29 protein-coding genes are annotated in these 24,418 nt (G+C 37.6%); 25 read left to right on the top strand and 4 right to left on the bottom strand.

Features of this window, described 5'->3' with window-relative positions; all coding sequences use genetic code 11:
• Positions 1 to 77 precede the first annotated feature (77 nt).
• From rsxA to nth, 7 genes are all read left to right on the top strand, one after another.
• Positions 78 to 659 carry an electron transport complex subunit RsxA gene (gene rsxA / locus CPS_RS09795; protein ID WP_011043018.1) on the top strand — a complete coding sequence of 194 codons (582 nt, stop codon included), beginning with the start codon at positions 78 to 80 and terminating at the stop codon, positions 657 to 659.
• Between the two features lies 1 nt (position 660).
• Positions 661 to 1,230: an electron transport complex subunit RsxB gene (rsxB, locus tag CPS_RS09790; RefSeq protein ID WP_011043017.1), complete on the top strand. Its 570-nt coding sequence runs from the start codon at positions 661 to 663 to the stop codon at positions 1,228 to 1,230.
• Between the two features lie 6 nt (positions 1,231 to 1,236).
• Positions 1,237 to 3,603, top strand: a complete 2,367-nt coding sequence (gene rsxC / locus CPS_RS09785) for an electron transport complex subunit RsxC (RefSeq protein WP_011043016.1) — start codon at positions 1,237 to 1,239, stop codon at positions 3,601 to 3,603.
• 71 nt (positions 3,604 to 3,674) lie between these two features.
• A complete protein-coding gene (rsxD, locus tag CPS_RS09780) occupies positions 3,675 to 4,736 on the top strand; it encodes an electron transport complex subunit RsxD (RefSeq protein WP_011043015.1) in 1,062 nt (353 codons plus the stop codon).
• Complete coding sequence (gene rsxG, locus CPS_RS09775; RefSeq protein WP_011043014.1) at positions 4,736 to 5,515, top strand: electron transport complex subunit RsxG; 780 nt, start codon at positions 4,736 to 4,738, stop codon at positions 5,513 to 5,515. The genes rsxD and rsxG overlap by 1 nt, the downstream gene beginning before the upstream one ends.
• Positions 5,505 to 6,296 (top strand): electron transport complex subunit E, encoded by a 792-nt coding sequence (locus tag CPS_RS09770; protein ID WP_011043013.1) that lies wholly within the window; start codon positions 5,505 to 5,507, stop codon positions 6,294 to 6,296. The genes rsxG and CPS_RS09770 overlap by 11 nt, the downstream gene beginning before the upstream one ends.
• Before the next feature lie 138 nt (positions 6,297 to 6,434).
• On the top strand, positions 6,435 to 7,097 hold the full coding sequence (gene nth, locus CPS_RS09765) for an endonuclease III (RefSeq protein WP_011043012.1): 663 nt from the start codon (positions 6,435 to 6,437) through the stop codon (positions 7,095 to 7,097).
• A gap of 127 nt (positions 7,098 to 7,224) precedes the next feature.
• On the opposite strand, the gene CPS_RS09760 is transcribed toward nth, so the two are convergent.
• The gene (locus tag CPS_RS09760; RefSeq protein ID WP_011043011.1) at positions 7,225 to 7,656 is read right to left on the bottom strand and encodes a hypothetical protein; all 432 of its coding nucleotides are present in this window, start codon (positions 7,654 to 7,656) and stop codon (positions 7,225 to 7,227) included.
• Between the two features lie 351 nt (positions 7,657 to 8,007).
• On the opposite strand from CPS_RS09760, the gene CPS_RS09755 reads away from it, so the two are divergent.
• Positions 8,008 to 8,427, top strand: coding sequence for a VOC family protein (locus tag CPS_RS09755; RefSeq protein WP_011043010.1), 420 nt, complete (start codon positions 8,008 to 8,010; stop codon positions 8,425 to 8,427).
• Between the two features lie 185 nt (positions 8,428 to 8,612).
• Here the strand turns inward: CPS_RS09755 and CPS_RS09750 are convergent, their stop codons facing one another.
• A complete protein-coding gene (locus CPS_RS09750; RefSeq protein WP_011043009.1) occupies positions 8,613 to 9,734 on the bottom strand; it encodes a pyridoxal-phosphate-dependent aminotransferase family protein in 1,122 nt (373 codons plus the stop codon).
• A 313-nt stretch (positions 9,735 to 10,047) separates the two neighbouring features.
• Between CPS_RS09750 and CPS_RS09745 the strand changes: the two genes are divergently transcribed.
• Positions 10,048 to 10,581, top strand: a complete 534-nt coding sequence (locus tag CPS_RS09745; protein ID WP_011043008.1) for a YaeQ family protein — start codon at positions 10,048 to 10,050, stop codon at positions 10,579 to 10,581.
• A gap of 13 nt (positions 10,582 to 10,594) precedes the next feature.
• Positions 10,595 to 12,067, top strand: a complete 1,473-nt coding sequence (locus CPS_RS09740) for a M28 family peptidase (RefSeq protein WP_011043007.1) — start codon at positions 10,595 to 10,597, stop codon at positions 12,065 to 12,067.
• A gap of 71 nt (positions 12,068 to 12,138) precedes the next feature.
• Here the strand turns inward: CPS_RS09740 and CPS_RS09735 are convergent, their stop codons facing one another.
• Positions 12,139 to 12,606 carry a GNAT family N-acetyltransferase gene (locus CPS_RS09735; RefSeq protein ID WP_011043006.1) on the bottom strand — a complete coding sequence of 156 codons (468 nt, stop codon included), beginning with the start codon at positions 12,604 to 12,606 and terminating at the stop codon, positions 12,139 to 12,141.
• Positions 12,607 to 12,777: 171 nt separating this feature from the next.
• On the opposite strand from CPS_RS09735, the gene CPS_RS09730 reads away from it, so the two are divergent.
• The 10 genes from CPS_RS09730 to CPS_RS09685 all read left to right on the top strand — a co-directional run bounded on the left by CPS_RS09730 (position 12,778) and on the right by CPS_RS09685 (position 20,211).
• Positions 12,778 to 14,631, top strand: a complete 1,854-nt coding sequence (locus CPS_RS09730) for a DUF885 domain-containing protein (RefSeq protein WP_011043004.1) — start codon at positions 12,778 to 12,780, stop codon at positions 14,629 to 14,631.
• 213 nt (positions 14,632 to 14,844) lie between these two features.
• On the top strand, positions 14,845 to 15,117 hold the full coding sequence (locus tag CPS_RS09725; RefSeq protein WP_011043003.1) for a hypothetical protein: 273 nt from the start codon (positions 14,845 to 14,847) through the stop codon (positions 15,115 to 15,117).
• 161 nt (positions 15,118 to 15,278) lie between these two features.
• Positions 15,279 to 15,554, top strand: coding sequence for a hypothetical protein (locus CPS_RS09720; RefSeq protein ID WP_138140266.1), 276 nt, complete (start codon positions 15,279 to 15,281; stop codon positions 15,552 to 15,554).
• Positions 15,555 to 15,619: 65 nt separating this feature from the next.
• Positions 15,620 to 15,805 carry a hypothetical protein gene (locus CPS_RS09715; RefSeq protein ID WP_041736885.1) on the top strand — a complete coding sequence of 62 codons (186 nt, stop codon included), beginning with the start codon at positions 15,620 to 15,622 and terminating at the stop codon, positions 15,803 to 15,805.
• A 125-nt stretch (positions 15,806 to 15,930) separates the two neighbouring features.
• Positions 15,931 to 16,437 carry a GNAT family N-acetyltransferase gene (locus tag CPS_RS09710; protein WP_011043000.1) on the top strand — a complete coding sequence of 169 codons (507 nt, stop codon included), beginning with the start codon at positions 15,931 to 15,933 and terminating at the stop codon, positions 16,435 to 16,437.
• Positions 16,438 to 16,934: 497 nt separating this feature from the next.
• A complete protein-coding gene (locus CPS_RS09705; protein WP_011042998.1) occupies positions 16,935 to 17,390 on the top strand; it encodes a GNAT family N-acetyltransferase in 456 nt (151 codons plus the stop codon).
• Positions 17,391 to 17,500: 110 nt separating this feature from the next.
• Complete coding sequence (locus CPS_RS23885) at positions 17,501 to 17,677, top strand: hypothetical protein (protein WP_011042997.1); 177 nt, start codon at positions 17,501 to 17,503, stop codon at positions 17,675 to 17,677.
• Between the two features lie 569 nt (positions 17,678 to 18,246).
• On the top strand, positions 18,247 to 18,843 hold the full coding sequence (locus CPS_RS09695; protein ID WP_011042995.1) for a helix-turn-helix transcriptional regulator: 597 nt from the start codon (positions 18,247 to 18,249) through the stop codon (positions 18,841 to 18,843).
• A 593-nt stretch (positions 18,844 to 19,436) separates the two neighbouring features.
• Entirely contained in the window at positions 19,437 to 19,583 is a 147-nt protein-coding gene (locus CPS_RS23880; RefSeq protein WP_011042993.1) for a hypothetical protein, read from the top strand.
• 97 nt (positions 19,584 to 19,680) lie between these two features.
• Positions 19,681 to 20,211, top strand: coding sequence for a lipocalin family protein (locus CPS_RS09685; protein WP_011042992.1), 531 nt, complete (start codon positions 19,681 to 19,683; stop codon positions 20,209 to 20,211).
• Between the two features lie 403 nt (positions 20,212 to 20,614).
• Here CPS_RS09685 and CPS_RS09680 read toward each other — a convergent pair whose 3' ends face one another.
• Positions 20,615 to 21,769 carry an IS110-like element ISCps8 family transposase gene (locus CPS_RS09680; protein ID WP_011042991.1) on the bottom strand — a complete coding sequence of 385 codons (1,155 nt, stop codon included), beginning with the start codon at positions 21,767 to 21,769 and terminating at the stop codon, positions 20,615 to 20,617.
• Positions 21,770 to 21,899: 130 nt separating this feature from the next.
• On the opposite strand from CPS_RS09680, the gene CPS_RS09675 reads away from it, so the two are divergent.
• From CPS_RS09675 to CPS_RS09655, 5 genes are all read left to right on the top strand, one after another.
• The gene (locus CPS_RS09675) at positions 21,900 to 22,133 is read left to right on the top strand and encodes a CDGSH iron-sulfur domain-containing protein (protein ID WP_041736882.1); all 234 of its coding nucleotides are present in this window, start codon (positions 21,900 to 21,902) and stop codon (positions 22,131 to 22,133) included.
• A gap of 115 nt (positions 22,134 to 22,248) precedes the next feature.
• The gene (locus CPS_RS09670; protein ID WP_011042989.1) at positions 22,249 to 22,563 is read left to right on the top strand and encodes a DUF4144 domain-containing protein; all 315 of its coding nucleotides are present in this window, start codon (positions 22,249 to 22,251) and stop codon (positions 22,561 to 22,563) included.
• A gap of 145 nt (positions 22,564 to 22,708) precedes the next feature.
• On the top strand, positions 22,709 to 23,272 hold the full coding sequence (locus tag CPS_RS09665) for a class I SAM-dependent methyltransferase (RefSeq protein ID WP_011042988.1): 564 nt from the start codon (positions 22,709 to 22,711) through the stop codon (positions 23,270 to 23,272).
• Between the two features lie 114 nt (positions 23,273 to 23,386).
• Positions 23,387 to 23,740, top strand: a complete 354-nt coding sequence (locus CPS_RS09660; RefSeq protein ID WP_011042987.1) for a YkgJ family cysteine cluster protein — start codon at positions 23,387 to 23,389, stop codon at positions 23,738 to 23,740.
• 94 nt (positions 23,741 to 23,834) lie between these two features.
• Entirely contained in the window at positions 23,835 to 24,377 is a 543-nt protein-coding gene (locus CPS_RS09655; RefSeq protein WP_011042986.1) for a DUF4287 domain-containing protein, read from the top strand.
• The last annotated feature ends 41 nt before the right edge of the window (positions 24,378 to 24,418 follow it).

Here is a 24,418-nt window from a genome sequence, read left to right as displayed (position 1 = left end):
GTGTGTTGTTATATAAACTAAAAACACGGATAATAGCGGCATAATTATCGTAAATAACCTAATGACCTTTAAAGTAAATGACTGATTATCTGTTACTTCTCGTTGGCACTGTACTCGTAAACAACTTTGTTTTAGTACAATTTCTTGGCCTATGCCCTTTTATGGGTGTTTCGTCACGTACTGAAACAGCTATAGGCATGTCATTCGCCACTGTTTTCGTCATGACTTTAGCCTCTCTACTGAGTTATTTAGTTACCACATATCTGCTTGTACCACTAAACCTTGAATACCTAACCACCATGAGTTTTATATTGGTGATAGCCGTCGTCGTACAATTTACTGAAATGGTTGTTCATAAAACCAGTGCTAGCCTTTATCGCTTATTAGGTATTTTCTTACCCTTGATCACCACAAACTGTGCGGTCTTGGGTGTTGCCTTGCTGAATTTAAGGTTACAACACGGCTTTTTTGAATCAATTATTTATGGCTTTGGTGCTGCGCTAGGTTTTTCATTGGTATTAATTATGTTTTCTGCCATGCGTGAAAAGTTAGCCAATGCCGATGTACCTGCACCTTTTAAAGGTACTGCTATTGCAATGATAACCGCAGGTTTAATGTCATTAGCATTCCTTGGTTTTACCGGTTTGGTGAAAATTTAACATGAACATCCTTATTGCCATCCTTGTTTTAGGTAGTATTGCTGCCGTTTTTGGTGCCCTATTAGGTTTTGCCTCCGTACGTTTTAAAGTTGATGCCGACCCCATAGTTGATCAGCTTGATGCACTACTTCCTCAAACTCAATGTGGCCAATGTGGCTACCCTGGTTGTAAGCCATACGCGCAAGCCGTTGCTGATGGTGAGGCTATTAATAAATGTGCACCTGGTGGTGAAGACACTATCAAGAAAATAGCAGACTTAATGGGCGTTGAAGTTCAACCTATTGATGATAGTCATGTTAGCGGTGATGCTCCAAAAAGTAACCGACCTAAAGTTGCTTTTGTTATTGAAGAAGATTGTATCGGTTGCACTAAGTGTATACAGGCTTGTCCGGTTGACGCCATTATAGGCGCAGCAAAACAAATGCATACCATTATCATAGATGAGTGTACCGGTTGTGACTTATGTGTTGCTCCCTGCCCTGTAGATTGTATTGAAATGCGTGAATTGCCAGATACTATTCATAATTGGCAATGGGATTTAACCAGTATTCCAGTAAAGCAACTGGATTAGGAGAATATGGTGGAATCAGTAATAGAGCGTATCACGCGTGGAAATTTTTGGGATTTTCATGGTGGTATTCATCCCCCTGAACAAAAGTTTCTAACGTCGAATAAGCCAATCAAGCATCTTGCTTTACCAAAACAGTTAATTATTCCACTGCAACAGCATATCGGCCGAGAAGGTGATTTACTCGTTAGCATCGGTGAACATGTACTAAAAGGGCAAGCGCTAACGTTAAGTACTAATCCTATGGTAGTGCCAATTCACGCACCTACCAGTGGGACAATCAGTGCAATCAAAATGTCGGTAATAGCTCACCCATCTGGCTTAAGTCAATTGTGCGTATTTCTTGACGTAGATGGCGAAGACACTTGGCGTAAAAGAAACGTTTGTGAAGATTTAGAACAGCTATCTAACCATGAAATAGTTAAAAAAATTGCTAATGCTGGTATTGCTGGCATGGGTGGTGCTGGTTTTCCTACCCATATAAAAGTAAGCAGCAAGCCCGATATTAAATTTCTTATCATTAACGGCGCAGAATGTGAGCCCTACATCACCGCTGATGATTTATTAATGATGGAACAAAGTAACGCCATTGTAGACGGCATAAAAATTCTTGATAGACTGTTGACCCCTACCGTTATTTTAATTGGCATAGAAGCCAACAAACCCAAGGCTATTAAAGCGCTACAAAAAGCCACCGCTGCTATTGAGAAAATCAAAGTTTGCATCGTGCCTACAAAGTACCCTACGGGTGGTGAAAAGCAACTGGTTCAAATTCTAACAGGTCAAGAGGTCAAATCAGGTCGACTGCCCATACATGATGGCATTGTGATGCAAAACATTGCTACGTGTTTTGCTATTAATGAAGCGGTTAGGCATGACACTCCCCTTATTCGTCGTGTTGTTACGGTAACTGGGCAAGCATTAAATAAACCGCAAAATGTTTGGGCATTACTTGGTACTCCAATTAATTTCTTGCTTGAGCAATGTAGTGTTGAAGGTATTGAGAATCAAAAGCAACCAGTGATCATGGGCGGTCCTATGATGGGCTTTAGTGTATCAAGTGAGCTTGTCCCTATTGTTAAAACCAGTAACTGTATTTTAGTACCCAGCAAAAAAGAAATGCCGAGTGCTTTTGAAAAGGAAAGTAACGAGGTTGAATGTATTCGTTGTGGTCAATGTAGCGATGTATGTCCAAGCCAATTACTTCCGCAAGAGTTGCAATGGAGCGCAAAAGCTAAAGATTATTCACAATTAGAGAAACTTAATTTACGTGATTGTATCGATTGTGGTGCCTGCGCCTATGTTTGTCCAAGTCAAATTCCTCTGGTGCATTACTATCGTATTGCTAAAGCTGAAATACGTGAGCAGCAACAATTAGACTTAAAAGCAGAAAAAGCTAAGATTCGTTTTGAAGCACGTAAATTACGCTTAGAAAAAGAAAAAGTAGCTCGACAAGAAAAACATAAAAAAGCAGCCGCTGCACGTAAAGCAGCTATGAACAAAGCAACACCAGAAGCCACCGGAGCTAAATCTGCGGTTGCTGCAGCACTAGCGCGTGTGAAAGCGAAGAAAGCCTCAAAAGATCAAAGCCAAGTAAGCACATCTAACTCACAAAAGGATTTGCCTGCAGATTCCGCTGATGATCAAAAATCTCAAGTCGCCGCTGCTATTGCCAGAGCTAAAGCTAAGAAGAAGCTTAAAGAAGAAGCCACTCAGAAACAGTCAGGTAGTGATAGTATTGTAGATAGTGCAGTAGAAGAAAAGCCTGCTTCAACTGAGCAAGTTGGCACTGATGATAAAAAATCAAAAATAGCTGCCGCTATTGCTAAGGCCAAGGCTAAGAAGCTCAATAAATCTGCTGATGCTTCTGACTCAGAAAAAATGACTGAAGATACTTCACCTGAAAAGACAGTAAGCACTGATGATAAAAAAACAAAAATAGCTGCCGCCATTGCTAAGGCCAAGGCAAAAAAACTCAGTAAAGCTGCTGAGGTTACTGACTTAGAAAAAGATACCAAAAATAGTCCACCTGAACAGACAGCAGGTTCGGATGATAAAAAAGCTAAAATAGCTGCCGCCATTGCTAAGGCAAAAAATAAAGCGATAGCAAAAGCTAACGTAGAGACTATTATCGAAAAGAAAGTAGAAGTTAACGAAACAAGCGTTCTTACTTCTACGGACAACTCAATAAAAACAGATAGTAAGCCCTCAAAGCCAGAAAAAATTGAACAAGAGAATACTGCTGAAAGTGAAAGTAAACCTGTTGCCGCAATCGATAAAAAAGCAAAAATTGCAGCTGCCATTGCTAAAGCTAAAGCGAAGAAAAAACTAAAAGAAGCCAGTACAGTTGAAGAAAATGACCAAGATGGTGTATAAGGCATGAGTAAAGACAAACAAACTCGAATTGAAATTTATCAGCGAAACAACCCGACGAGTCGACATAATTAATGGCATTTTGGATAGCAAGTTCACCACATAACCATAACCACACGAAAACACCTAACTTAATGCGTTTGGTGATATACGCGACCCTACCTGGCGTTTTAGCCCAGTGGTACTTTTTTGGTTGGGGAAATTTAATTCACATTGGCTTAGCTATGACAACCGCGATTATTTGTGAATTTACCGTACTGTCATTGCGTAAAAAGCCTATTTCCCATGAATTATTTGATGGTAGTGCACTCTTAACAGCTTTGTTACTCGGCATCTGTTTACCGGCATTAGCGCCGTGGTGGATCACCGTTATTGGAACAATGTTTGCTATTGTCATTGTTAAGCAGCTTTACGGCGGACTTGGCCATAACCCATTTAACCCTGCCATGGCTGGGTATGTCATGTTATTAGTATCTTTCCCTTTACAAATGACACTCTGGCAACCGCCACTTACATTAGTAGCTGTGGATCTAAACTTTACTAATACATTAACAACAATATTAACGGGGTTTACCGTTGAAGGTTATTCAGTAGAACAAGTACGCACCAGCATTGACGGTATTACGATGGCAACACCGCTTGATACGTTAAAAACTAACACAGGTCTAGGCTTAACTGTCCTTGAAAGCATTAAAAATCCGATTTTTGGTGAAAACCTTGCCCTAGGTTGGGAGTGGGTAAATGCTGGATTTCTGTTAGGTGGACTATTTCTTATTTCAAGAAAAGCTATTGCTTGGCAGACCCCGATAAGCTTTTTATTAAGCTTATTTATCTGCTCTTTTATCGGCTATAGCATCAGCCCAGACAGCAGCGCTTCTACTATGTTCCACTGGTTTTCTGGTGCAACCATGCTAGGTGCATTTTTTATTCTGACAGACCCTGTTACCGGTGCTACCAGTAATAAAGGACGTATCATTGTAGGTCTACTTGCTGGCTTATTGGTTTATTTAATCCGCACTTCAGGTGGTTATCCTGATGGTGTTGCTTTTGCTATTTTACTTTGTAATATGTCTGCCCCCTTGATAGATCAGTACACTCGTCCTCGCACCTATGGTCATTTGAAGGGAGATAAGTGATGTCTGATAAAACTGACTCGTCACAAGGGAAATCTGAGCCTGAAAGTTCAGAAAATAATAATGATAAAACTAGCGTAGATAATTCGGTAAAGTCACCACTGACTATTGCCATCTCTAAAAACACCAAAATTCTTGCGCTCTTTGCTATTGCTTGTACTTTAGCTGTTAGTTTAGTCAGTGAACTGACTAAAGATCGCATTAAAGTTCAGGAACAACAACAGCTATTAAGAACATTGCATAGCATTATTGAACCAAGTCGTTATGACAACGACATCGCCAATGATTGCATTATGATGAGTGCGCCTGAACTCGGCTCAAATAAAGTTAAAACCGCCTATATTGCGAGAAAAGCAGGACAAGTTGTTGCCGTTGCTATAACCAGTACCGCGCCACAAGGCTATAATGGTAATATTGATTTTATTATGGCTATTAACAATGACGGCTCAGTCAGTGGTGTTCGAGTGCTCAAGCACCAAGAAACCCCAGGTTTAGGTGATAAAATAGAAATTAGAAAAAGTGATTGGATCAAGAGCTTTACCGGCAAACGAATACTTTCAGAAGATGATAGTCGCTGGGCAGTTACTAAAGATAACGGCATGTTTGATCAATTTACTGGGGCGACCATTACGCCGCGTGCAGTAGTAAAAGGCGTTAAAAGCACGCTAAATTACTTTAACCAACACAAAGGCAGTTTAATACCTCGTCCAAATGCCTGTGGCGAAGCCTTATCAACAACTAAATCAATATCACCAATTAGCGAGGCTGCTAATGAGCAATGAAATAGCACCACCAAATAGTAATGACGCTGATATTACTGACAACACTGATGAGCAAGAAGCTGCGGCAGTACTTAAAGCTGAACGTAAGGCAGAGTATAAAGAACTAGCCATACAAGGTTTATGGAAGAACAACCCTGGCTTAGTGCAACTGCTTGGTTTATGTCCTCTACTGGCCGTAACATCAACCGTGACCAATGCATTAGGTCTTGGCCTTGCCACCATGTTAGTACTCATCTGTTCCAATATTACCGTGTCAGCAATACGTCACTGGGTACCTAAAGAAATTCGTATACCCATTTTTGTTTTGATTATTGCTGCCTTTGTAACTTGCGTACAATTGCTAATGAATGCCTTTACTTACGGCATCTATCAATCATTAGGGATATTTCTCCCGTTAATCGTGACTAACTGCGCCATTATTGGTCGAGCTGAAGCCTACGCATCAAAAAACCCAATCAAACAATCAGCCTTTGATGGGTTAATGATGGGATCAGGCTTTGCCATTATCTTAATTTTACTCGGTGTAATAAGAGAAATCCTTGGGCAAGGAACACTTTTTGATGGTGCAAATTTATTACTTGGCGACTGGGCTAGTGTCCTTCGAATTGAAGTAATGCAACTCGATAGTCAATTTTTATTAGCTATTTTACCCCCCGGCGCCTTTATCGCCATGGGGATTTTAATTGCACTTAAAAATGCTATTGATAGCCATATAAAATCCAAAAAAGTAGTTGATACTGAACAAGTAATAGAGAGAGTTCGAGTAAATTTTGACTCTTAATCTTAAACATTATTAAAGATTAATAACGATATATACGTTAACAATAAAATAACTCTAAAGTTTAAGCTTCGATATGGCTCACATATTAGACCTTATATCTAGAGCTTTGCATATAAGATAAAATAAAAGAGTCAGGCCATGAATAAAGAAAAACGCATAGAAATGTTAACTCGGCTGCGAGACGAGAATCCAGAGCCAACCACAGAACTAAACTTTTCTAGCCCGTTTGAATTGCTCATTGCCGTTCTACTCTCAGCCCAATCAACTGATGTTGGGGTTAATAAAGCGACTGCCAAACTTTACCCTGTTGCCAATACGCCTCAAGCCATTTTAGATCTTGGCCTCGATGGGTTAAAAAGCTACATAAAGACTATTGGTTTATTTAATACCAAGGCACAAAACACCATTAAAACGTGTCAAATGTTGGTCGATTTACATGGTGGTGAAGTACCAGAAAATAGAGCTGCACTAGAAGCACTGCCCGGCGTTGGACGTAAAACGGCTAATGTGGTTTTGAACACTGCTTTTGGCTGGCTAAAAGATAATGAAGGTAACTACTTTTTAGCGGTAGATACTCATATATACAGGCTTGCTAACCGAACTAAATATGCCCCAGGTAAAACCGTAGATCAGGTTGAAGCAAATATCATAAAACTAACACCAAAAAAAACAGAGTTTATGTTTAACTTACACCATTGGTTCATATTGCATGGACGTTACACCTGCACAGCCAAAAAACCAAAGTGTGGCTCTTGTATCATTGAAGATTTATGTGAGTTTAAAGATAAAGTCGGTGATTAATTTTACCTATTGGTTGCGTTAAAACCTAGCATCTAAAATTCAATAAAAAAGCGCCAACTCATGTTATAAGATTGGCGCGACAAGTCTCTTGGAATAATATTAATTCGATCTGTTTTATATAGACCATTTAGATTACAGGTATCATTTCTCTTCCCACTTTAGAGCCCCATAAAACTCTAATATTCTCTCTATCTTCATCACTTTCTTCTTGGGCTTCCTTATTTTTAAAAACTTCATCAACGACAGCTTCCCATTCTGCTTCTTTTCTATCAAAGGTTGCCCAGTTTGGATATTCCGTTAATAACATTAAATTCCAATCGTCGGGGTTGTTACGATTGAAGCTGATTGCTTTGTATGATGTTATCCAGCCCTTCTTCTTGAATTCTTCATAAATCGGGTAATAACCACTGTTAAGGTTTTTTAAGTAATCTTCAAGTTTACCGTCATTAACTTTTATATAGGAGACCTCCCAGACAGTCCCCAGAGTATAAGGTTTGTCTTCGGCATAAACGTTAAAGCTAATCATCACAATAATAATTGTTAAAAATATACTTTTCATTTTTATTTCCTCAAATTAAATTTCAAAAAGAAAACAAGGAAAACATACAACCCAAGACTTAATTTCTTTCATGAGGGGTTAATTATTGTACAAGAGTACTGATTACGCAAAAAAGTAGTCGCTTATTTAATGTTAAAGACAGATAAACGCTAATAAGCACGCTAGGTTGACGTAACCAATTCAAAAGCTTAAGGTCTGTTAAAAGCTCAATGTGGCGTTTGTATTACTGAATATTTATTAGTTTTACACATAAACTAGCGAATACAATGTATGAATAAACTCCAACCTGATCGCAATGTAGTTCAGCCTATTTTATCCCCCTTAACCATAAACAAAGAAAAAGAGAGCCTTATGAAGTTTTTACATACCATGGTACGTGTACGTGATTTGGACCAATCGCTTGATTTCTACATCAATAAACTTGGCTTAATTGAAACAAAACGTATTGAAGTACCTGCAGGTAAATTTACCTTGGTTTATTTAGCTACCGAGATTGGCGGCCCGGAAGTTGAGTTGACTTACAACTGGGGTTCTACTGAAGATTATACTGCAGGGCGTAGCTTCGGTCATTTAGCCTTTGAAGTTGATAACATTTATCAAACGTGTCAAACATTACAAGACGGCGGCATAACAATTAACAGACCGCCTCGCTGTGGTCACATGGCTTTTGTTAACTCACCTGATGGCATCTCGATAGAGTTATTACAAAAAGATGGTTCCCTAGAGCCACAAGAGCCATGGTTAAGTATGGAAAATAGCGGTAGCTGGTAAAGTTAGTTAACAATGCAGCACTTATGTATTAATAATACATAATGATTGAACGACTAATATTAACTAAAAAAGCCCTGTACCGATAAAATCAGTACAGGGCTTTCTCATTTTACTGCTTTGATTAGCGTTGTTTATTTTAACTTATCTCTTTCAACTCAACTTAATCACTAAAGCTACTATTATCACTATTGCTTTAAAGCTTCTTTTAACGCTGCTAAGCATAAGGTGACATTTTCATTGCGTGCAGCATAGCCCATTAAACCTATACGCCATGCTTTACCAGCAAAAGCACCTAAACCCGCGCCAATCTCTAGGTTATATTCATTCAGTAAAAAATTTCTTACTTTAGCGTCATCAATACCCTCTGGAATATAGACTGCATTTAACTGTGGTAATCGTTCATCTGCTGGCACAATAAAGTCTAAACCTAACTCAGCTAACCCTGTACTTAATTTATCGTGCATGGTTTTATGTCGAGCCCAGCTATTTTCTAGACCTTCATTTTGTAGCATTACTAACGATTCATGTAATGCATATAAAGAATTAACAGGAGCAGTATGATGATAACTGCGCTTTCCTTCTCCCGACCAATACCCCATAACAAGTGATTGATCAAGAAACCAACTTTGGACCGCTATGCCACGATTTTGAATCACCTCTGCAGCTCTATCACTAAAACTTACTGGTGATAAACCAGGGACACAAGATAAACATTTTTGACTGCCTGAATACACTGCATCAATTTGCCACTCATCAACACGTAACTCAACACCACCTAAAGACGTCACGGCATCAACAATAGTTAAACAATCATGATTTTTAGCGATAGCACACAATGTTTTGGCATCAGATAATGCTCCTGTAGACGTTTCAGCATGAACAAACGCAACAAAATTTGCTTGTGGGTTTTCTTTCAGTGAAGCCTCTAATGCTTGCGGGTCAACTGCTCTGCCCCATTCACCTTCAACAACCACTAATTTAGCACCAATACGATTAACATTTTCAATCATACGCATGCCAAATACACCATTAACACAAACAACTACGGTATCATCAGGGGTAATTAAATTTACAAAACAAGCTTCCATACCCGCAGAGCCAGGAGCCGATACGGCCATAGTAAACTTGTTTGTCGTTTGAAATGCATATTGAAGTAATTCTTTTACTTCATCCATCATGGCAACAAAACAAGGGTCAAGATGCCCAATGGTAGGTCTTGCTAAGGCAGATAAAACACGTGGGCTAACATCTGATGGACCCGGTCCCATCAAAGTGCGCTGTGGCGGAAAAAAAGATTGAATTGTCATGTGAGCCTCTTAAAGAATAAATGATTAAAAAGTATACCTATTACCATCACAGCGGCTTGAATTGTAATTACCCAAGCACTCAGAAACATGCATCTTGGTTGATAACGGCTATATAATTATTTCTGTGACTTTATCATGCTTTAAATCTCACCATAAGTAGAATTAATTAACATTATCCTAGTTATTCATTTGATAAATACTGCCTGTTTTACGTTCATCGTAAACCCAAACGGATTACTTTATCTTGGCAAGTTTTTGCAAGTTAGCTCCATACTGTTATGATACCGCCATTATTTATTACCTCAAAGCACACATGGCCCTTAAAGCAACTATATACAAAGCTAATATCGAACTCGCCGATATGGATCGTAATTATTACGACAGCTTGCAACTTACCCTTGCTCAACACCCTTCAGAAACACCACAACGATTAATGGTGCGTCTAATTGCCTACATCCTCAATGCCCACGAAGATTTACAGTTTGGTAAAGGCGTTAGTGATGAAACCGAGGCTGCCCTTTGGCAAATAAATTACAGTGATGAAATTAACCTGTGGATTGAACTTGGACAGCTAGATGAAAAGCGCCTTAAAAAAGCCTGTAACCAAGCAAAAGCAGTAAAATTATACTGTTATGGCAGCAGCGTAAATACCTGGTGGTCACAAGCTGAGCAAAACCTGAATAAATTTGAGCGTTTAGCCATAGAGCAGTTCGAGCCAAGTACCTGCGAAGCATTAGTAAAGCTTCTCAGCCGTAATATGGAATTTCAATGCAGCATTCAAGATGGTCAATTATGGTTAACTTCAGGTGAAGAAACCCTATTGATTGAAACAATAAAACTCAAGTAAGAGACGGCCCTTTATGACATTAACAACAACTAAAAATATGACTAACAAACGTTTAAAGCCAGTAGTCTTAGCTACTTCTATAACACTGCTGTCACTAGCCAGTTTATCATTAACCGGTTGTAGTAATATGCATTTAGGGTTTGATGAAAAAACGGAGGAAAGTGCCTCTGTCACTGTAGATGACACCATTACTTTAGAGCAAATTACTAAAGATGTTAGTTACTTAGCTAGTAATAATCTTCAAGGTAGAAATAACTTTACGCCTAATATCCGTCAAGCCGCCGACTTTATTGCTAAGCGTTTTAACGAAGTAGGTCTTACGCCAGCACCAAGCGATCTAAATTTTAAACAGCAATACTTAGTGCAGCGAATCACGCCAAATATGCTTACGGTTGAAATTAATGGCCAAGCCTTTGATAGCGAATCATTATCGATGGCCACAACAGCAACAGATTTTGATTGGAACAGTAACGTTGTAAAAAATAATCTTCCCGTAAATATTGTAATGGTTGGTGAAGACGACAACATGCGAAAATCACTAAGTGAGTTAAATAAACAAGGTGGTCAGCATCTGGTATTACTTCACCCAAAACATGAAGAGAGCTTTAAACGCTATCAAAGTTACTTTGCTCAAGGGTTAACTAAACTCGTTGATGAAAGCGCCACTGAGCAAGGTGGTGTTATCGTTATTGCGTTAACCGATATTAGTAAAGTGATACAATTTAACGTCAAAGGCAATGCCAAGGTTAGCACTAGCGCTTTAAGTAATGTCGTCGGTATTTTACCTGGTAAAAGCAAAGCTAACGAAATTGTACTTTACTCAGCTCATTATGATCACTTAGGCGTTAAACCTAGTATTGATGGCGCACCTAACAGTAATGCACAACAAAGTAGTGATATTTTTAATGGTGCCGATGATGATGCTTCTGGTGTGTCTGCCATTATCAATTTAGCGAATCACTTTGCTAAATTGGGCAATAACGAAAGAACCTTAATGTTTGCCGCGTTTAGCGCCGAAGAGATTGGAGGTTTTGGCTCAAAACACTTTTCTACAAACCTAGAACCAACGACAATAACAGCCATGATTAACATTGAAATGGTCGGTAAACCGGCTGTATTTGGAGATGGCACCGTTTGGATGACAGGTATGGATCGCTCAAACCTAGGTGAACAACTAAACCAAGCATTAGCACCACAAAACCTGAAAGTTTATGCTGACCCTTACCCTAAGCAAAACTTATTCTATCGTTCAGATAATGCAACATTAGCTAGGTTAGGAGTCCCTGCCCATAGCTTTAGTAGTACGCAGCTTGATAAAGACCAACATTATCATCAAGTCACAGATGATATTAATAGCTTGAATTTACCCTCAATGTTACAAGTGGTTAAAATGTTGGCAATAGCAACAACGCCTTTGGTTGATGGATCTATTACGCCATCACGTATTGACCCGAATAAAGTAAAACGTAGCGGACTTATTTACTAGGTACAGTTCTAGGTAAGTTTACTTACTAAATTCGATGATAATGATTGTCGCTATTCGCTTGACTCAACAAGCTATGCGGCAATCACTTCTAATGGGCAACGTAATAGAAATTCTAAACGGGTTTTCTTCTCAACTTGAAAACCATGACGCAAGTACAAACCCCGAGCTGGATTTTTCAATAAAACATTTAAGGTGATCGGTAAGCACAATTGTAACGCACGCTTTTTCACCACCGTAAGTACCTTACTGCCAATGCCCTTGCCCTGATACTTTGGCATAATTTGTATCTGTCTAATATGCAAACTTTTACCGGTATTATTAAGCGATAACACGCCCATTTTCACCAGCCCTATAGGTTTACGGTCTGCTAAAATAATATGGCTTTCATAAAAGTGCTCTTTTATTCGAACCAAATGTTGCTCATCCGTCATACGAATACCTGCCGCTAACAAATGTTGGGTCATCGTTTTTCTACGTAACTCCAACAAAAAATCTATGTCTTCATGCTTAACTTTTCTAAAGCCAACGGTAAATTTCATTTACGGGGTTTCCATGTACATAATGTTACTGCTAAGTTTACTTCTTTTGTTCGGTTGGCAACACCTGTTGGTCTTAATTTTATAGCATTCTGTCGAGCTTTCATTGAATTAGCCACATGCATTAAGGCACACTAATGATAATGCATATCATATAAGTGAGATAAGAATAGAATGACATTTAAAAAATCCCTGTTAGTTATCGCTGTTGCCACAGCTTTACTCAGTGCTTGTTCAGAAGACAAAGTTTCTCCTCAAAATAACGAACAAACAGCTGCCCCTGTTAAGGTAAACACAGTTAAAGCATCATCAGCCTCAGAACAGGCCAATGCGTTATTTGACACTATTTTTAAAGAAGGGGTTAACCGCGACCCCGTGAGACAAACCTCTTTAGGCATTAAAACAGATTACGATAAATGGAACGACCTTTCAGAATCAAACGCAGCAAATGAGTTAGCAATCGCTAAAGCAAACCTTGTACGAGTTCAAGCTATTGACGTTACCACGCTTGATATACAAACTAAAATAAGCCTAAACTTATTCATTCAAAATCTAGAAAACCAGATCGCAGATTATAAATGGCGCTTTCATAGTTACCCTGTTAATCAAATGCATGGCACCCATTCACAAATACCTGCTTTTTTAATTAACCAGCACTCAATCATTAACGTTAAAGAAGCACAAGATTATATCGCTCGTGTTCGTGGTGCTCAAAAATTGCTAGAGCAGCTTGTTGAACAGCTTAAATTGCGTGAAGCAAAAGGTATTATTGCCCCAAAATTTGTCTTCCCACATGTTATTAGAGACTCAAAAAACATTCTTGTTGGCGCCCCGTTTGATGACGAAGCTAACAGCACAATATTTGCCGATTTCACTCGAAAGATTAATAAACTAAACATTAGTGATGACGAGAAAGCAACCTTAATTACTGACGTAAAAATAGCATTAATTGATAACTTAAAACCAGGTTACGAACAACTAATTACTTACTTAGCAACGCTTGAGAAAAAAGCCGACACCCGTGACGGTGCTTGGAAATTTCCTGACGGTGAAGCCTTTTACAAGAATGCTTTAAAGCGCACTACCACAACTGACTTAACTTCAGAGCAAATTCATACTATTGGTTTAAGTGAAGTATCACGTATTCATAATGAAATGCGTGTGATTATGAAGCAAGTTGGCTTTGATGGCAGTCTGAACGAGTTTTTCGATTTCATGCGTACCGACCAGCAGTTTTACTATCCAGCTAGCGACGAAGGAAAACAGCGTTATATAGCAGAAGCAGTCGCTCTTATTGACGATATGCAAAGCCGCTTAGATAGCTTATTTTTAACCAAACCCAAAGCAGCGTTAAAAGTTAAAGCCGTTGAAGGGTTTAGAGAAAAATCTGCTGGTAAAGCGTTTTATGAACGCCCTGCTCCGGATGGATCCCGTCCAGGGATTTATTACGCCAATCTTTACGACATGGAAGCTATGCCGACTTATCAAATGGCTGCGTTAGCATATCATGAAGGTATTCCGGGCCATCATATGCAATTAGCAATCAAACAAGAATTAACAGGCATTCCAATGTTCCGTAAATTTGGTGGCTATACAGCTCATACAGAAGGCTGGGGACTTTATTCAGAAATGATCCCAAAAGAAATAGGTTTATACCAAGACCCTTATTCTGACTTTGGTCGTTTAGCCATGGAATTATGGCGAGCATGTCGCTTAGTGGTTGATACGGGTATTCACACTAAACAATGGACACGTGAACAAGGTATAGAGTACTACGCTACAAACACGCCTAATGCCCTATCTGATGCCGTTAAAATGGTCGAACGCCATGTAGTTATGCCATCACAAGCGACAGCTTACAAAATTGGTATGAATAAAATCATTGAATTACGTGAAAATGCTCGAGTTCAATTAGGTGATAAATTTGATATTCGTGAATTTCATGACGTAGTTTTAAAAAATGGTCCAGTACCGCTTAACGTCTTAACTGACCTAGTTAATGACTATATAAAAACTAAGAAAGCCTAGAGAATAAGAGCGTCAAACGCTCTGCATAATAATTAATAATCCGCACTTCAATTTGTACTTTGAAGTGCGGATTTTTTATTATCAAATAACCTATTTTAGAGTAAATTTGATAACGGACTTCGCACGCCGTTCGCCCCATATTATGAACAGAAGTATTTTCATCTCATAATAAACTGTTAGCTGTCATGCATATCGTGGTTCAAGGAGAGATAAATGGATTTATTTTTATCGTTAGGTCTGCCTATAATTATCATTGTTGGATTTATTCGGTTATTTAAGGTCAAGTGGCCCTTTGCACTATCAATTATTATTGGCTTATCCGCATTTTCTACTTTTATAGTTGACTTCACTTACTGTGAAATCCTAAAAACACAATGTGAGCCTGATGCTTTAAATATTGTAGGCTATTTTTTTCATTGGCTATTAGTATCTGCGATTGCATCAGTTTTAGATTTTTCATTCTATAAATTACTTACTAAAAAGTAGAGCATGTAGGGCGATAGCAATAACTTCAAACGGAAAAATACAGTTGACTGTTTTTACTCAGATTTTGTTCCACTTTGGTGGACAGTTATTTAATGCAATACGTAATTTTATCATTAATATCAATACTATTTTGTAGTGATTTACACGCGAACACTGGAGATATGACATTTGATTCACTCGTTGATAGATTTGAATTAGTGGCTAAACATGGAAAAACGTGTGCGCGTATACAACAAAAAAATAGTGTTGAGTGCAGAGAGTTTATGTCTTATTTAAAGGCTGACTTTAAAAAAGATTCAATAGAATTTAACAGTAAATTTAGCGAGTTCATTACATTGGATCTTGAAAAAGCATTACGTGGTTCTAATGCTATAGTCGAAATAAGCGATGTCTTTTTTTCAACCGCTATAAAAAATCATAACAATAAAATTAATTAGGACAAATAACAGTTGATTGTTTTTCCGAATATGAAAGCGTTATTTAGCAGGAAGGATCCTTAGGTATGAGTAAACAAAAAGCATTTTGGGCAGTATGGATATTTTTTGCATTATTTGAAATTACATTTTTCTATCTCATAGGGGAGCTGAAACAAGTTGATTTCGGTAAATCTATTATTTTAACTATTATTTCTTTACTCGCTGCATATCCAATATATCGCTGGGTAAAAAGTAATGATGAATTTCACTAAGCAACGACATGACAACTAAATAAACAAGGGTAAGTAACAATTGGCCGTGTTCTACTTCGTTTCACATTTTAGCAAACTATTATAAGCCCCTTAAATCAGGGTTAACCCTACTTGGAGATGTTTCAGTGTGTATTAATATTCGACTAGAAAAAACTCGCGATATTCAAAGTATTCATGCAATTACTATTGCTGCATTCCTTGATGCACCACATACAGACCACACGGAGCAATTTATTGTAGATGCATTGAGAGATTCCGGAGCGTTATCAGTTTCACTTATTGCTGAAGACTCATCTAAAATAATTGGCCATGTTGCTTTGTCGCCAGTTACTATCTCGGATGGTTCAAAAGATTGGTATGGTTTGGGACCAATTTCTGTTGTTCCAACTGACCAAAATAAGGGAATAGGCTCTAAGCTAATGCATGCAGCTCTTAGAGAATTGAATAATCTCAACGCTAATGGTTGTGTACTACTTGGTGATCCCAATTACTATCGTCGATTTGGTTTTGAGCCCATAGGTGGCTTAGTGCTCCCTGATGTTCCACCCGAATATTTTCAAGCAACATTACTTAAAGGTTCTTACCCGACAGGCGTTGTTACATATCATGAGTCCTTTTCAGCGCAGAGCTAACATGCTCATCGCACTGAAAAATACAGTTGGTTGTTTTTACTCTAATAGTGTACAAAATTTTAGCCTCTCAATAATGTGTCATTTTTAAGGATAGATTTGTGCTTAAATTCATCGTTATAATATTATTTTTATTATTGTGCTCTTGCTCATCTGTTCGTTTTGCTAATGATTCTGGGGCAGTCACAATCGAAAAAGAAAAACCGTTTTGCGACATTAAAAAGGTTGATCCTAATTGTAAAATTGAAAGGAAGATAAATTAATCGCTTTGGTGATTTATACATAATATGTAAAATGAACTAATACTAAAAATAGATATTCAAAGAGTATGAAAGAGCGTAAAAATTGCTAAGAATTAACGATGTAGTAAAGATATAACTAGAGCATTAAACGAAAAATCACAGTTAACTGTTGCTCATGCGTCAATCGTTTTAGTCAATAATGTTATTGAGCTAGATTAGGGTTTACAGAGTAATATAAATTTTTATGATAGGCATAGCATGATTAATAAACTTGATAATTTGAATGAAGAGGTTGCAAACCAAATTTTCACTGTATTTCAGAATTCTTATAAAATTGAAGCTCAACTTATAGGTACTCTCAATTTTCCTCCTCTATTGAGAAGTGCTAAAGATATAGAAAATTCAAAAACATTATTCTATGGCTTTAGTGAGAATGAATGTCTCGCTGCAGTTATAGAGATTGTTCTAGAAAACAAACAGTTAGATATTAATAGTTTAACTGTTGACCCTAATTATTTTAGGAAAGGTATCGCAAACAAATTAATAACCTATATTCTAGATAAATTTTATTTTTCAGAAGCCATTGTTGAAACGGCCGTTGTAAATACTCCAGCAATCAATTTATACAAGAAACATGGCTTCGTTGAATTCAAAAGATGGATTCCATCTCATGGCATTGAAAAACTAGCAATGTCAGTTAAAGCAACGTTATGAAAAACAATTCAAACGGGACAAAAAAAGTTCGCAGTTTACACCGTGATCTTATGCCACTTTAGTGGACAATTATTTGCCCTTTAGCGGGCATTCTATGAAATGGAGTTTCTATGAAAATTTTCGGTTTAGTTCTCGGTTTATTTATATCAGCCTGTACTTATTCTCCTGGAGGTAGCGGCGTTAATAGCCAAGACTGCTCTCAGGTTCAAAGAGAATGTGTTCGTGGCGTGTATAGTGAATGGTTCCAAAAAAATGGCGATTTAGCTTGTACTTGTTCTGGTACTTAATTTTCATATGACAAGATAATAAAACGGGACTGCCGGCTCTTAGTAGGACGTTAGTTTTAAAATAAAACAGTCGTTCAACTTTACACAAAGGAATTATTATCGGTGAGTCCTCTAAAAGTGGATGATTATTATAGGATATTAATACTTTCTATTAAGAATACTCTTTATTTTATAGTGCCATTAACGGTGTTAATGTTTTTTATTGAAATTGGATTTGAACTTAATGAAGGTGGTTCTATAACGTTATTTTTTACGCCAGAATTCATTATTAATTTTATATTCCATGAGTTAATGCTCAGTTTATATTTTGTTGTATTTCTATTAAATTTTGCATTTCATTTAATATTACTTAAGACTCGAAAATAGCAACATAACAAATAATTCAACCTGACGCGAAACAGGTTTCTTAGTATTGCATACTACACATTTGACCTGTTGTTTTTTATTCGGTTATCAAGGTATTAGCAATATGGCAGGCATCTGTCGTTAAATTGACGTAAACATGTCGTATACAAAAAAGGAATTTCTTAACAAGATATCGTTTCAATATATTCTTGAGAGAAAGTAAAATGGAAATGAAGATAAAGGCTGATAAAATTATACATGAGCGAAAAATAAGAGCTTGGAGTCAACAACATTTAGCTGATGCGAGTGCAGTTAGTTTGAGGACAATACAAAGAGTTGAAAATAACGGTTCGGGTTCTTTAGAAACAATAAAATCATTAGCATCTTGCTTTGAATTAGATGTAAGTAAGCTTTTTGAAACTGAAGTATCGCTAATTAAAAACCAATCGAACAAATCCCCTAACGAAACAACAAAAATAGTGGTCATTATTTCTTTCGTAGTAGCTATATTGAGTAGTGTTTTTTTCCTAACACCATCATCCATAGCCTCAGAAGTAATAATTAAATCACAAAAAATGCAAGTATCCGCTAATAAGGACTCTCAAGTTTACAGTAGTAATGTTGAAATATTTTTGCCGAACAAGGTGATTTTTGAAGTCTTAATTGATTCCAAATGGGAAACAAAAACACCGTCAATTGCTAGCGGGAGTGTCAAGATTTACTTAGAGCATTCAGTTGTTTTTATTGATAAGGCAATAATTACCAGAGTGGAAAGTGGAACGAAAATCACGACTGATTATGCGAAATTTACCAAATTATAATGACTTACTCCCTATAACGCTTTAAACGAAACCAAATACAATTGCTTGTTTTCGTTCTTTGCAAATCACAGCCAACGCTTACAATGCAATAATTTTATGGATAAACTAATGAATCTTAGCTTTAAAAATACCACCGTAACCCTAGGTTTATTCTTTATATTTATAGGCATTGTCTTTCTAACTGTAGAAAACACGTTTTATCAATACCTTGACGAAAATCTTGTTCTTCATGAAAGTTTATTTTTGCCTCTGGGTGTTTTAACAATAATTATAGGTACATTATTACTTGTTTATTCCGTCCTTAAAAAAATGTTCAAATCATTGAATAAAAGAAGTTAATTCACATAACCAGTAGTTCAACACAACAGGAAATTGTTGGCTACATTCTATTTCACTACACAGTTTTACTCACTCTATTATTTACCTCTTAGTAAAATGTTATTTGCCTTAAGTGCTCTGTGCACGCCTTATTGTTCCTATTCTGAAGCAGTTACGGGTACTGTTGATGCAATGAGTAGCGCATTCTGCTGGGAAATACCGTATTCTAAGGCTTAAGTCTTGAAGTTAAGTTAAGTTAAGTTAGGAGAATACTAGTGGCTAAGCAAAATTACTCTTTCGAAAAACGCCAGAAAGAAATAGCTAAAAAGAAAAAGAAAGAAGAGAAACGCTTGAAAAAAGCAGGTGTGGACAATGAACAACCGCAGGAATCTCAGCCTACTGAGGGTGCCGACAGCGCATAACCTGTTGTTCAACCGAGATAGAATACAGTTGGCTGCTTTAGATCCGTTTAATATTTAGCCAACTGTTATCACTACCTTAAATGGGCGTTACATATCCATGGAGCTTCGATTGTATAGAGCACTAATAATTATAGGCGTTTTTCTTCTTAGTAGCTGCTTAGGCATGCCTAAATTGGTCAAGCCAGTATCAGACTTTGAATTAAATAATTATTTGGGTAAATGGTATGAAATCGCTCGGCTTGACCATTCTTTTGAAAGAGGATTGAGTCAAGTTACCGCTGAATATAGCTTAAAAAATGATGGTGGTGTTTCAGTTCTCAACAGTGGGTTTTCCGCGTCGGATAATGAGTGGCAAGAAGCCGAAGGAAAGGCTTATTTTATCAATGAAAACACCGAGGGATATTTAAAAGTATCATTTTTTGGGCCCTTTTACGGCTCTTATGTTATTTTTGAGTTAGATCATGAACACTATCAATATGCTTTTATTTCAGGACCAAACTCTGATTATCTCTGGCTTTTATCAAGAACGCCTACTGTTGAAGCTGAGGTGCTTGATAAATTTATCACTATGTCAAAAGAACGTGGCTTTAAAGTAGAAGATATAATCTACGTAGAGCAGGACGACTAGTTAACAAGGCTATTTAGTTGGATTCGTAGCAGATTTCTCGGCTCCACTTTGTTTCACCATTTTATCAAACAATTAAATACCGCATACTGCGGCGTTGGTATGACTCCCCACGTCAAGTTAAATACACTGATCCTTGCTCATTAATATAAGAGCCTTTTCTATTCACTTTTAAAATAAGTGAGTTAACGCATAGAATGAAGCAAGTAATTTCGTCGGTTATCATGCTGATATTCGTGGGTTACTAACGATTAGTTAGCAGCGCCTACCTTACTCATTTCGTCGTGGCACCTGTCTTCAGTCTATCTTCGCGGTTCAATAGCCGTTAGGCTATTACCATCCTAACGCCGTCGGTGGTTGTGCCACACCCGATGCTTGATCCCATGCGCTAACTCGAAACTTTTTTTCACGCAGGCATTCTCGCCATGCGTAATTTTACATCGACAACGGGTAATACTATTTCTCTGGATATTGCCCAAATATAAGCAATCATTTCTCTAGCAATTGCTGTCACAACCACATTACGATGTTTACCTTTATGCATAAGGCGACTGTACCGTCGACATAACCTTAATTGTGCTTGCCATGCCATATCGATGATCTCTTTGCTTAATCCTTCTTGCCTTAGTTGCATTTCTTTTGAAATATTGGCGTTGTGTTTATACGAGTGTGCACCTTCGACCAGTAGTCGTCTTGCACGGCTGTTACCACATTTGGTAATAGCACCTAGTCGGCGTTTACCGCCACTTGAATGTTCACTTGGCACAAGACCAAGGTAACTCATTAGTTTTCTGGGATGATCGAATCGTGATAAATCACCCAGCTCTGCGATAACACCTGTTGCCACGAGTAACCTCACACCACGCATAGCTTGTATCGCTTTGACTACAGGATAATATCGCCAACTTTTTACTTGATGGGTTAATTCATTATCAAGCCTTTTTAGACGCTTTAATCGTTCGGTGATAGTTGAAACGGCTTCTTGTAAAACAATTTGCTGACAAGGATGAGGTAATACTAATTCAGCAAGCCAACGTAAATGTTGTAATGACCAGTTATCTTTCACTTTGCTGTTAATGTTGTTACGCAGCAATAAGGCTTTAAGTTGGTATTTAGCATCTTTCAAATCTTTCATGCCCGTCTCACGCGAGCGGGATAAATCTCGCACGGCTTCATCTTCTGGCTCAGGCACATAGATAGTAGTTAGATCTTCTGATTTAAGTAATTTAGCGAGTTTGAGCGCATCACGTTTATCGGTTTTAATACGCTCTCCTGTTTTTTTTGGAATAAGAGAAGGGGCAATAACATAACAGCAATGATGAAGGCTGGTCAGTAAACGGTAAATCCAATAGCCGCAAGGGCCTGCTTCGTAAACAAAATGAAGCGTAGCGTCGGGGTATTTTGATTGTAACTGTCGAGCGAGCTTTTTAAATGCGGCTTTATTACTGAGGATTTTACCTAAGTGAATTGATTTAGCGCCACGTTGGCCTTCAATGTAGGCAACTTCAGTAAATGTTTTGTGGGTATCTAAGCCAATGAAAAGTATGTTATGTTTTATCATGCTAGCCTCTGCTTTATATTGTTGACACATATATTATGGCTCTGGTTTGTAAAACTAACCCACGTTCAGAGGCTAGCACCTCGTGGGGAGTCATTGTGTCTATGTTTACATTAAATTATGGAGAATTATCATGACTAAACCAGTACGAGCATCTAACACGCCCTTTGCAGTAGAAGTTGAAGAAGGTAAAAAATATTCTTGGTGTTCTTGTGGTAAGAGTGAGAAACAACCATTTTGTGATGGTTCTCATAAAGGCTCTGAATTCTCGCCGGTAAGATTTACCGCAACAGAGTCTAAAAAATTATTTTTTTGTGGTTGTAAGCTCACGGCATCACAACCATTGTGTGATGGTAGTCATAAATAAACCTTACAAAAGATAAGTAAAAATACGTAGCTGTTGGTTACGTTCCACTTAGTTTACATTGTAGCCAACTATTATAAGCCCTCTCTTGGGCATTATATTTATCGAGGGAATTCTTATGATTTCGTGGCCATGCACACTAAAGTTAGATGGCGATGACGAGTTGATTTACTTGGGTTCTGAGCAAGATTTCATTTCTGAATGCCGTGAATTACTGCTTTGTGATGACGATTATGTTATTGACTCTTTTGGCAATAGCTATGTCATCGAATTAACGTCAGGCAAGTTAGAGTTAATCAAAACAAAGCGGATATTAGTTGCAAACGAAGTGACGAATTTAATACGCGCTCATGAGTTTAAAAAGGCTAGTCTTTGCCTCACTAAAATTCATTTTCTGACAGTCTCTGATGCGATTAAGTCATTGACCTATTAATAGTAAAAATAACAAATCACTTACGTAACGACAAACTAATAAACTAGCACAAAATACCGTTGGCTTTTTCCTTCGTCACTTACTCTAGCCAATTAAACTTTGTCCATAAGCTAGATCGCTACGCTTTATAAGTACAGGAGGCTTCATGAATTTTTATGATAACCCAGTAAATGTCAAACAGTACATTAAAATGTGTAACGGTTATGATGGAACTAATATCTATAAACTTCTGAGCAAGTCATTGCCAGTTGGCTCGACATTACTTGAGTTAGGCTCAGGTGGTGGGTTGGATATTGAGTATTTGAAGAGAGTCTATTCAATTACAGGATCTGATTTATCAGATGCCTTCTTGAACATTTGTAAAGAAAAACATCCTGAAGTACCTTTTTCAAAGCTCAATGCGAAAAACCTTGAATTGAATGAACTATATGATTGTATTTATTCAAATAAAGTACTTCATCATTTGACCAAAGAAGAACTAAAAGAGTCTCTTTTACAACAAACAAAATGTTTATCTACTAATGGTCTTATAGCCCATTCATTTTGGCTCGGCGACGAAGATGAAGAAATGAATGGTTTGTTATTTACTTACTATCATCGAGACGAACTAATCAGTATTATTTCAAAATCATATGACATACTTTCTACGCTGAGTTATCAAGAATTTAAAGAAGATGATTCGCTCTTTGTGGTGGCGAGAATCAAATAAGTCAAAGAGTACAGACTCATAACAACCACACTCAATTTAAAGGCAATGTCAGCTTCTATTAGACTAGATATAGAACTATAATTGTCAGGAACTGCACAAAAGAATCAGGTATTAATGAACAATAATAAAGAGATAGTCGACCGTCTGCGTGAGCGTATTCCGACATTTAAATGTACGCCCGGCTGTCACGATTGTTGCGGACCGGTAACAACGTCTTCAGAAGAAATGTCTCGCCTGCCAGTGAAAACTGACGCTGAACATGAAGCCGCATTAGATCAGTATAATTGCGTTCACTTGGGCCCTAATGGTTGTAAGGTTTATGATGAACGTCCGTTGATCTGTCGAGTGTTTGGCACAACACCGAATATGCCCTGCCCCAATGGTTGTCGACCAGAAGAGATGATTGACACTAAAATTGAGCGTCATATTCATCACTACATCAAGAACACACGACAAGTATTAGTGTAAGTGAACAATAAGGTATTTTGACTTTAGTAAATTGTGTCCTAGCTCAACAAGCCCATTAAACGGGTATTATGCTTCGAATCAAAAGGTGAAGAAGATGGATAAAGCACTTCAAACAATGATTAATAATATGCCTGAGAAAACAGGCAGGAAGTTAGACGAATGGCTTAAAATCTTGCATAAAAAAAACATCGAAAAACATTCAATGGCGGTGAGTTTTTTGAAAACTGAATTCGGATTAACACATGGGTTTGCCAACACAATAGTCACTTTATCAAAGGATAAAAATGAATCTTCTGAAGATTTATTAGTAAATCAGTATATTGGCAAAGAGTCACTGACACCAATTTATGAACTGCTGATTTCTACCATCGTAAAACTTGGTAGCGATGTTATAATTACACCCAAAAAAGGCAGTGTGAGTTTAATTAGAAAAAAACAATTTGCCTTAATAAAACCAGCAACCAAGACAAGAATAGACTTAGGCTTAAAACTAAAAGATGTCGATGTCCAAGGGCGTCTTGAAAATTCTGGCCCCTTTGGCACTATGTGCACTCATAGAATACAACTACAAACTATTGCTGATATTGATGCTGAAGTCATTAAATGGCTTTCGATGGCTTATGATAAATCTGTCTAGTTAACACATAACAGCTTGGTTAGTCGGTATAGATATCAGTG

It is taken from the genome of Colwellia psychrerythraea 34H, assembly GCF_000012325.1.
Lineage (GTDB): Bacteria > Pseudomonadota > Gammaproteobacteria > Enterobacterales > Alteromonadaceae > Colwellia > Colwellia psychrerythraea_A.
Note: the sequence above shows the minus strand (reverse complement) of the source record. Positions and strands in the feature narration are given on the sequence as shown.